The sequence below is a fragment of the Candidatus Hydrogenedens sp. genome, from assembly GCA_035378955.1.
GTDB lineage: Bacteria > Hydrogenedentota > Hydrogenedentia > Hydrogenedentales > Hydrogenedentaceae > Hydrogenedens.
Genome location: DAOSUS010000014.1, coordinates 48236 through 59034 on the forward strand (window position 1 = coordinate 48236; position 10799 = coordinate 59034).

Annotated in this window: 6 protein-coding genes; 4 read left to right on the plus strand and 2 right to left on the minus strand. The window is 38.4% G+C overall.

Going from position 1 to position 10799, the window contains the following annotated elements; genetic code table 11:
- Positions 1-3: 3 nt before the first annotated feature.
- A complete protein-coding gene (locus PLA12_04900) occupies positions 4-2841 on the minus strand; it encodes a family 78 glycoside hydrolase catalytic domain (protein ID HOQ31835.1) in 2838 nt (945 codons plus the stop codon).
- A gap of 116 nt (positions 2842-2957) precedes the next feature.
- Between PLA12_04900 and efp the strand changes: the two genes are divergently transcribed.
- Complete coding sequence (gene efp, locus PLA12_04905; protein HOQ31836.1) at positions 2958-3524, plus strand: elongation factor P; 567 nt, start codon at positions 2958-2960, stop codon at positions 3522-3524.
- Between the two features lie 22 nt (positions 3525-3546).
- Here efp and PLA12_04910 read toward each other — a convergent pair whose 3' ends face one another.
- Complete coding sequence (locus tag PLA12_04910) at positions 3547-3879, minus strand: hypothetical protein (protein ID HOQ31837.1); 333 nt, start codon at positions 3877-3879, stop codon at positions 3547-3549.
- A gap of 221 nt (positions 3880-4100) precedes the next feature.
- On the opposite strand from PLA12_04910, the gene PLA12_04915 reads away from it, so the two are divergent.
- From PLA12_04915 to PLA12_04925, 3 genes are all read left to right on the plus strand, one after another.
- The gene (locus PLA12_04915; GenBank protein HOQ31838.1) at positions 4101-7916 is read left to right on the plus strand and encodes a hypothetical protein; all 3816 of its coding nucleotides are present in this window, start codon (positions 4101-4103) and stop codon (positions 7914-7916) included.
- Positions 7917-7998: 82 nt separating this feature from the next.
- Entirely contained in the window at positions 7999-9738 is a 1740-nt protein-coding gene (locus tag PLA12_04920) for an amidohydrolase family protein (GenBank protein ID HOQ31839.1), read from the plus strand.
- Positions 9739-9835: 97 nt separating this feature from the next.
- A partial coding sequence (locus PLA12_04925; protein HOQ31840.1) for a hypothetical protein occupies positions 9836-10799 on the plus strand: 964 nt, incomplete at its 3' end.

Here is a 10799-nt window from a genome sequence, read left to right on the forward strand (position 1 = left end):
TATCTATTCTTCCGTGATAAGCACTTTTGTATTGATAGGAACGAGGTTATATAACATTATTATATCGTTATTGGTTAAACAGATACAGCCATGCGAAGCAGGGGTGCCTATGAGTTCTTCCTTATTAGTCCCATGGATGTAAATGAATCGTTTATATGAATCTACGATTTCTCCTTCATTGTTAACGCCTTTATTTTTTGTTTCTTCTAATCCATCAAGACGCAATATGCGTGTCAGAACCAGGGATTCATCTATAATCTGACTTTTATCCCATATTCCTACGGGTTCACGGTTGCGAAAGATTTGTCCCCATGGGGCATTGTCCCCGATTTTCTCCACAATTTGATGCCAACCACGAGGGGTTTGTTCTGAATCTAATTTTTCGCCGGTGCCTTTTATTGCAGTAGAACAGAGGGTTTGCCATATCACTTTGTCTTTTTCGATTACAGATAATTTTTGATTTTTAATAGAAACCCAAATTCCTCTATTATTCCCAACCACGGTTCCCCAATTATATTGATTTAATTGATTTTGTTCTCTGTCTGAAAGTCCTATGGGAGGCTGGTGTGAGGGATAGGTGTGGATAGATAAGGATTCACCTTTTGAATCGTTTTTTATAACTTTTACATTTTCTGGAGTTGTTAAGTCGTAGTGATTATTTTTTAAATTCACGGTGCAATAACCTCCATCAGGTAGGGGTTTTATAAAAAACATATCAGGTAGATTTTCTATATTTGCAGGCGAAAAATAGATTTCTTTCCAACCGGGTTTTGCAGGTTTCAGCCCAAGCACATATTCGGATAGGATGTAAATAGGGCAACTACTCCAGGCATGGCACCAACTCATATTTGTTTTCATTTCGGGTTTCCAGACCTCGAGACAGGATGTAGCATTGTTTCGGAGCATTTCTTTCCAGGAGTATTCGGTGTCGTTGGTTAATAATTTCCATCCTAATTCAGGATTTCCTTCTTTGAAACATGCCTCAATGATATATGAAGCAATGTAAACACCGCAGGCAAGCCCTTTTTGTTCTATGAATGAGAAGATATTTTTCTTTATATCTTCGTCTTTTACTAATCCAAAGAAGAGAGGTAAGGCACTGCTGTGGAGTGAATAATGTTTAGAACCCGAGGCATCTTTGTAAAGTTTCTTTTCAGGGTCGAGAAATGTTTTTTGGTAATTATCCCAGATTTTTTTTGATTTTTCTGTTAATGTAGGGTCTTCAATCCCGAGTGTTTTCTGAATTTCTAATGTTTGGACGATAGCTCCGTAATAGAACGCATTTACTACGGCGTTAGGCTTGTCTTTGGCAAAGTCATAATCAAAATTATCACGCAGGTTTTTAGGCCAGTCAATTAAGATAGGTTTTTTACCTGTAGAAGTGAGCAAAGCATCGGCGTTTTCGAATTGAGCAAAGTAATTTAAGAGATTGGGCAGGCATTCGGTTGCCATTGCTTTTAGGAATTCTATATCACCGGAATGGCGGTAGTATTCCCATAACATAAGAGGGTATTGTAGTGAATATTCGGCAAATTCCTGGATAAACCCAGATGGGGCAACAGCTAATAGACTCGGGTCAATTTTTGAAGATAGGTAAAAGTCGGTAAGAGATTTTTTCGTTAATGAGGTATCTCCTGTGAGCCACATAAAAGAGCGAGATGTAATAACTGCATCTCCCAAATATTGTCCTTTTTCACGGGATGGACAGTCCAAAAAAACTTCTTGAGAGCAAAGCCGAACACCTAATTGACAAATATTCCAGATGTCTGTTAAGTCTTTATCATTAGAATAGAAGAGAACTTTTGTGGTATCAAATGGGTAATGTCGTTCTTCTACCCAAACGGAAGTGCTTTCAGGTGCATTTTCTAATTCAATGTAGCGAAAGGCACGGTATTCATAAAAAGGCACAATATCTTCTTCACCGGATAAGATAACTTCTTCTTTATAACTGCAATTGGCACGCATTTGCCAGCGGACATTTCCATTCTCATCAAGTTCTTCTCCATGATAAACAATTATTTTTTGAGATGGGTCTCCTTTGGTCTTTATGTGAGTGTAGCCCACCACTTCTCGTCCAAAGTCAAAAAACAGATTCCCCGAAGAGGTTTTCTTGGTGAATACCGGTAGAACGGTCTTAATCTCTAAAGGTTTTGCAGATGGTTCCATGAAGAGATAGTCGTTTATTCCTAATTCGGGAGTTAGCCAGTTGGTATCATCAAAATTAAGGGATTGCCAATTTTGAGGATACTTTTGCATGTCTATATTTTCCAAAAATTGTGTTTTATACCCTGTGGTTTCTGTGGTAATAAAGGCTTCAAGAGGAAAACATCTCCAGGATGTGTCCGATACAATTTCTGTTTTTTGTCCATCGTTGTGTGTGAGGACAAGTCGAACAATAAGACCCGAACGATTATCTCCACTAACACAAACGCGGTTTACCAATCCTCTGTAATAGGTATGGATAGCAAGGATGTTCGTTCCTTTTTTAATAAATGGAGATAGGTCAAACTTAACAAATGGATAAGCAAAGGGATAACCTGTTAGAGGCCCTTCCAAAACGAGTTGTTCATTTAAATACATTTTAAAATAATCGTCGGCTGTAATCATGATTTCTGCAGATTGAATGGGTTTTTCTACTTCAAATTTTTTTCGGAAAAGAGTATGAATCTGATATGGAGTTCCCTTTATCCAGTTATCTTTTGGATTATTCATAAAATCATTGTTATGTGGAATATCCTTCATCCTCGGGTCAATGATTAGGTATGCATTTGCAAAAGGATTGGATGTCTGAGGAAAAGTAAGTAGAGGAAAGATTAATGGAAGGATGGATATAAAGTTCATAAATTTACCTTAAATATTAAAATGTCTTTTTTACAAAGGGAATAGAAACTATTTATAATATAGTATGAATAGAGGTAAAAAAGATTCAACCGAAACCAAAAGAAAGGAATGAAAGGATGATTTCTGTTTCCGGTTTTCGCAGAGGAATGGCAATTCGTTATGAAGGAGATATCTGGGTGGTTGTAGAATTCCAGCATATTACACCCGGTAATTGGCGTGCTATGTTAAAAACAAAATTAAAGAATGTAAAAACAGGAAGGACAATGGATGTAACTTTCCGTATGTCCGACGAAGTAGAAGAAGTGATGTTACTGGAACGAAAGATGCAATATCTTTACGAGTCGGAAGGTCTCCTTTATTTTATGGATTTGGAAACTTATGAACAGACCTTTATTCCCGAAGATATGTTGGGAGAGCAGAAGAAGTTTTTGAAAGAGTCTGATTTATGTTCCATTTACTTTTTAGAAGATAAACCTATTATTGCGGAAATGGCTCCATTTGTAGAATTAAAGGTCGTTTCTGCGGAACCTGCTGTGCGTGGGGATACCGCAACGAATGTATTAAAGTTTTGTACTCTGGAAAGTGGTGCAAAGATACAAGTCCCCCTTTTTATTAAAGAGGGTGATGTAATAAAGGTAGATACTCGAACAGGTAAATATATCGAGCGTGTATCTACTGGGTAATAACTATTGCGATAAAAATTGTTTATCCTTCTCCCATTTCTCCAAGGAACGAGTTGTGTTTTCCATCAACTACCAATACTAATTGTTGACCTTCGGTTGTAACTTTTAAGTTGTTCATATCCAAATTGTCGGGCAATACCTGTATATGGTCAATACTTTCACGAGGGATTAAGATAATCTTCATCCCTTCGTCTATTTGAACACCGCTGGACTGTTGACGGGTTAACATAATCCCTCTTCCTTCTAAGACTATCCAATCTTCAGACCAGAAGGTTACTTTCCCAACAAAAGAATAGGGCTTTTGTTCCTTAAAATTTTTTTTCATTTTTATGCGAACGATTCTATCTTTAATCATTATAAAACTCCTTCTTTTATCGTTTATTTTATCATACACCCTATTTTATTATTTTATCAAAATAAAAATTTGTCATAAAAAAATTGAAATTTGTATAAAATAGTGGTAATATTATAGTAGAAGTAAGATTTATGGTATTTATAGTTTTGTGGTTTTAGGATTATGTCAAAGGGATTAAAAAATTTAAAACAAATCAATAAAAAACATAAAGGAGAGCTGTAATGGAACTCAAGAAAGTATTATTTGTGGTAATTCTTTTTGTGTGTGTTTCTGCAATTGGTTTTGCAGAATCGTATTGGATATATTCTGCCCGCTGGGAAGGGGATAATATCCCGCCTGACGCAAAACTTCAAGTATTAGCAAAAGAAGAGGGTTCTCTGGAATATGTAGAATTTGGTGAGGATGGTATTGTTCGAAGAAGTATAATGCAATTTGGTAAGAAAGGGGTCGGATTTCCAGGTTTTACCTCGTTGAATAGAGCGTTATTAGAAAAAAATTTTGATAAAACAGAGAAGGCATTGGCGAATGATGGGAGCAAGAATTTTAAATTGCAAATGGGAGATATTTCTCTAGAATGGTCTATTGTTCAAACGAAAGGTAATGAAGGGTTAATCGAAGCGAAGTGCTTTTTGAAAGACAAACTTTTGTATGTAGAGCAGAGAAAAGAGATTTATTCGGAAAAGGGTGTTCGTCCTGCTTTAATTCGCTGGGATTATCAGCAGGATGGGAAATCCGGGGTGATTGTGCAGGTGTTTGAACCCTGTGCAGGTATGAAATCAGCAAACACAGAATATATCGTTACGGGTGGAGAAGAAGAGGTAATCAGGGTAGATGCCAAAGGAGATTTAGGTAAAGCAGTAGAGACTCAACCGGTACAATTTACTGCCCCTATGAAAGGGGTAAATTTGAGTTTTGATTCGGGCTGGTGGCCCAATGGTAAAGGTGAAGGTGGATTTGAGGAAAATCCAGGAGGTTTTCCGGTGCAAGTGCGTATTCGTGCTGCGGGAGTTGCTAATTATCAGGCAGATGTTCAAGGCTTTTTCCATTTAAGCCCACCATGGCTGAAAGCAGGTAATGCCAGTGGTTTCTGGGGTTATGATTTTGGAGCGGAATTGCTTATGAAAGCGGGGTTCGATATAGGACTTATTCCCCCATTTACAGTAGATATTCCTTATATCCCTGATGTGAACTTTCGGACGACGGCTTATGATTATTTTAACAGTTTTTTGTTAGATACAGTCTCGACTATTCAGGATAGTACACCTAAAACGCATCTGTTCGATGTTAACCTTGTTGATGTAATACTGAACTTAGTAGGTGTTTCCTTACCGAGCTGGTTAAAATGGATTCCTTTCGAAGCCGGAGCAGGTGTGGATGTTTCAGCGGATGCTAATGGTTCACTGGAGTGTGACACGATAAGTTTACAGGAAGGTCTATTATTCTGGGAGGAAGGGCAATCGGTACCCGTACAAGTAGGAGAAGATGGTTATCGCTCCGTGATGAATTATAATGAAATTTGCAATCTTATTCTAACAGTTAAATTTTATCTAAATGTTTATATTAGTATTTTTGGAGGTCGGTGGGATTTGCCTATAATGACAATACCTTGGTCGCCATTTAACGGACCTTTGGATTTAGAGTTCCGTCCTTGTGAGGTGAATTTTACCTCCGGTCCACCTTCTCAGCCTGCGACAGATTGGTTTACAGAAGATTTTGTTGTTGATAATGATTTAGATAATCTTAGGCTACTTTTAACACCTGCAAATAATGCAAATGGTTATTTTGCATGCACTACCCCAGGAGTTACGGGATATCCGGTGGATTCAATCCTTTCGACGGTTGTTAACTTAGGCGATGATGCTTATGTTGAGGTGCCTTTGCAAGATGGAAAACAAGTCGTTCTTTATGGAGTTGCTTATGACCGTGTTTTTATTGGAAGTAATGGTTATCTGACTTTTACAGAAGGTGATACCCAAAATAAAGAATCGTCTGAAAATCACTTCCGTATTCCTCGTGTCTCTGGACTATTTGATAATTTAAAACCGAACGAAGGTGGGCAAATCTGGTGGAAACAGTTAGATGACCGATTTGTTGTTACCTATGACCAGGTTAAGATTGATGGTAATTTTACAAATGATACAGCCAGTTTCCAGATAGAGATGTTCTTTGATGGTCGGATTGCCATTACATGGCTAAACATTGAAGCCTATGACGGGTTGGCAGGCATTTCTGCAGGGAAAGGTGTTCCTGAAGGATTTAAGGAAAGTGATTTGTCTCGTTATGCTCCATGTATTGAACCGGAAGGAACAATAGAAGGATTACCTGAAGGTAATTTAGAAGGAGAAGGTTCTGCAGAAGGTTCAACGGAAGGTTCCAATGAAGGAGTTGTGGAAGGTGAAGGAGAAATTCCGGAAGGCTGTCCGAAACCATGTGCTATTACCTCATGTGGGGATACGGCAGTTCAGGGAAATGCCCGTAATGCATGGGAATCTTATTGCACAATGACAGGTATTAATTCTATTTCTACAGATTTCGATGGTAATCAAATGGTAGAATCAGCTCAATTACAACTTCTGGATATTATATTGTCTAACCCGGGTGTTCAAAACCGTTGTTGCGTATTATCTGCATGGCAGAGCAATTATGCTTTATTTACAAACATTATTGATACTGCAGTATCACAGGGAAAAATTCCTCAAAATATTTTATCTGGAATGAATGCAAATCAGTTAAAAGCATTGTTCGCAGGGATAGCTACATTAGGGGAAAGCGGAACATTATCAATGCTTTCTCAAATAGCATCACAGGTAGGAGTTTCTTTTATGGTAGGTCAAGTAGATGCCTCTGCAAGTCAGTATTTAGGTGCATATGGTGATGCGGATGGGGATAGTGTTTGTAATCTGGCAGAGTATAACGCTACTTTCAATGGTAGTGCCGAAAGTATAATAACATTTGTAGTTTCCGCTGTTGACCCCACGGCAAAAAGTAATGGGGGTGGATGTGGTGCTCCATGTTTTAGCGAGACGAATGAAGGGGAAATTCTCCCTATGTATCAATTATCGGTTATAACCGAAGGAAATACGGCTCCTGTTTCGGTTCAGGTATCCCCTGAAAGTAGCGAAGGTTTACAGCCGGGATATTACTACCTTGGGACAACAGTAACAGCACAGGCTACCTATAATTCGTCGAAGGATATATGGCAAGGCTGGACAATTAATGGACAATTTGTAGGAACTGCAAATCCTGTAACATTCAGCATTAGTCAGAATACAGTTCTGAAAGCAATGTTTTTGCCGATTGAACCCGAAGGAGTAACCGAAGGCGAGGTAAATCTTGTTGTTCCTGTTATACAGCCTTATGTTTTAGAATTGGGAACTGTGAATACAGGAGATTGTGTAGAAGGCACATTTACAGTGATGAATTCCGAATTAAGCACGGGAGCGTTAGTTGGGATGGCAGTAATAAATGCTCCCGAATTGTCTTCTGAGGTATTCCAGATTGTTTCAGAAGCAAATTACAATCTTGCGCCGGGAGAAAGTCAATCTATAGTGGTGAGGTTCTGTGCCAATGACCTTGCTTCGGGTGAGTATCTTGCTATTGTATCGTTTACAGGTGGACCTAATATGCTTGTATATCCTGTAGTAGTAACAGTGATTTCCAATGAAGAAGGAACTCCAGAAGGAATACCTGAGGGAGAAGGGACCGTAGAAGGAACTCCAGAAGGAGAAATTCATTCTCGACATAGTGCGGATATAAATATGAACTGGAAGATAGAACTCCGTGAATTATTGCGTGTAATTCAATTCTTTAATTCTTTCGGTTATCATTGTGCCGATGTTCCCACATCTACAGAAGATGGGTATGAGGTTGGAGATGGGGCAAATCACAGTTGTAATTATCATACTTCCGATTATAATCCCAAGAACTGGAAAATAGACTTCACAGAATTGTTGCGATTAATTCAGTTCTTTAATGCTGGCGGTTATCATATTGATTCATCTGGAGAAGATGGCTTTGGTGTAGGAATACGGAATTAGAAGTAAATTAAAAAAAGAAAGTGTATGATGGGGAAAGGAAACTTTCCCCATTAATTTTTATTTAGAGATAGGAGAGCGAAATATGTTGGATGTTCTTATTTTGGATGGTAAAATCGTAGATGGAAGCGGAACAAAGAAAGCATATTCCGCGGATATTGCCATTGAACGAGATAGGATTGTGGCAATAGGTAATCTGAAAGAAGCGGAGGCAAAGGAGAAAATTAATGCTCGGGGAAAAGTAGTATGTCCCGGATTTATAGACCCTCATTCGCATGCAGATATAAGTTTGCATAAAGAAAATGCGGAAGAATTACTTAAGCCTTTGATTAAGCAGGGAATAACCACTTTTGTTGGTGGAAATTGTGGTATGGGGCTTTCCCCTGTATTAGAGCCTGGAAAAGAAGCCATATTTACCTACATTGAGGTTTTTTCAAGTTTTGACCCAGAAAAAGAATTTCAATGGCGGACAACAAATGAATACTTTGATTTTTTAGAGAATAAAGGCATTCCACTAAATTCTGCTATTTTGGTGCCGCATGGTTTGTTAAGATTACATGGGGTTGGGACAGAAAACCGATATGCTACAGATGAAGAGATACAAAAGATGGCAAGGGCTTTGGAAGTATCTTTAGATGCAGGGGGTATTGGAATGTCCACAGGACTGCAATATTATCCGGGTAGTCAGAGCGATACGCGGGAATTGATTGAACTTGGAAAAGTCTTAAAAAAATACGATGGAATTTTTACCAGTCATTTGCGGAGTTATAGCAATACTTTAGATAAGGCCATTGATGAAGTTGTTGAAGTGGCAGGGAAGAATCAAATTCGGGCGCAAGTTTCGCATTTATTCTGGGTGCCTGATATGGGAGTAATGGGTCCCTTTGTTCGTTCATTAATTCGTATGATGGCAAGTTTAGCCCAGTGGATTCCTATCCCTATACCCTTAGGAAAACCCATAGAGAAAGCCATTGAAAGGATTGTAGGAAATCAAGAAAAAGGAGTGAATGTAAGTGTGGATGTTATGCCAACAACAACCGGTTTTACTCATCTTTTAGCGTTTTTCCCACCGTGGGCATTGGAAGGGGATAGAACGCAGGTTTTAAATCGGTTGAAGGATTATGAATTAAGAAAGAAGATGTTAAATAGTATCGAACATGGCAAAATGGAATGGCCTCATACGGGTCCCGATTCGTGGACATTAAATTTATTCCGCCTTATGGGTTGGGAATGTGCTCATATTATGGCAGTGCAATCTGAAAAAAATAAACGATACGAAGGAATGAATCTTATAGAAATTGCAAGAGAACGGAAACAACATCCCTTTGATACTGCCTGTGATTTATTGCTTGAAGAAGAAGGGCATGTCCTTGTGTTTGAAAGCATTGCAGAACCGGATGATTTGTTGACGGAACGAACAACCTTCCCTTCAATGGCACATCCGAAGGTAATGATCTCCACAGATGCCATACTGATGGGTTTTGGTATGCCATCGCCTTTGTTCTATGGCTGTTATCCACGGTATTTACGCCGCTATTGTAAAGAATTGAAATTGGTATCTTTAGAAATGGGCATCCGTAAATGCACATCATTATCGGCAGAACATTTTAACTTAAAACAACGAGGATTGCTAAAAGAAGGGTATTTTGCGGATGTTCTTGTGATTGATATGGATAATATAGATTCAAAGGCATGTTTCAAGTCACCGACAGAATCACCGTCCGGGGTGGATGAAGTAATTATTAACGGGAAACGGGTCGTGAAAGAGGGAGAATTCCAGAAAGGACTAAAAGCGGGTTCATTGCTACGCAATAAGAGGGGATAGTCGTTTTCTTTTATATAATTAGAAATGGTATCATCAATTCAGGAAAGCGTAAGGCGTTTATTCGAGTGTTATTAAAATCAATGAAAGGAGTGTTTCTATGAAAAAACTATTTTTCAACCAAACTTTAACAATGGGTATCTTTTTATTTCTTGTCCTTTTTTCTGTCAAAATTTTTGCGGAGGATGTATCCCCTATAACTATAACACAATTGGAAAGACCTATAATTCGGTATGAAGTAATAGTTCCTGATGTGGGTGAGTTTGTAACATTAAAATGTGATTTTCACATGCATACGGTTTTTTCAGATGGACGTGTGTGGCCTGATTTGCGAGTTGTAGAAGCCTGGGTAATGGGATTGGATGCTATTGCTATTACAGACCATATAGAAAACGATAAACGCAGGCCGTTTTTGTCAGGAGATGATAACTCTTCTTATGAATTAGCAAAAGGGACTGCAGAACGGTATGGAATTATTCTTATCAGAGGTGGGGAAATTACACGAGAGCAACCTTACGGACATTATAATGCCTTATTTTTGAAAGATGTAAATCTTGTGGATAATGAGGACCCCTTTACAGCAATTGAAAACGCAGTTAAGCAGGGTGCTTTTATTCAATGGAACCATCCGGATTGGAATTCCGCTACACGGAATCATTTCGAATTTCAGAAAAAGTTGTTAGACAAAGGATATTTGCATGGAGTTGAAATATCGAATGGTGCCGATTGGTATCCGCATGTAATAGATTGGGCATTAGAAAATAATCTAACAATGATGGGAAATAGCGACCTGCACGGATTAATTATGGGTGAATTTCATCTGGATAAATTTCAAAGACCTATGACTTTAGTTTTTGCAAAGGAAAAGACGGAACAGGGAATTCGTGAGGCTCTGGATAATAAACGGACTGTTGTATGGATAGCAGATTTAATTAATGGTAGGGAAGAATGGGTTTCCAAGTTGTTTCTTTCCTGTGTTCATTTTGGGAAAATACAAATAACCAATCCTGAAAAGAAAGAAGGTCAGATACGATTAGAAAATGTGTCGGATATTCCATGGTCAT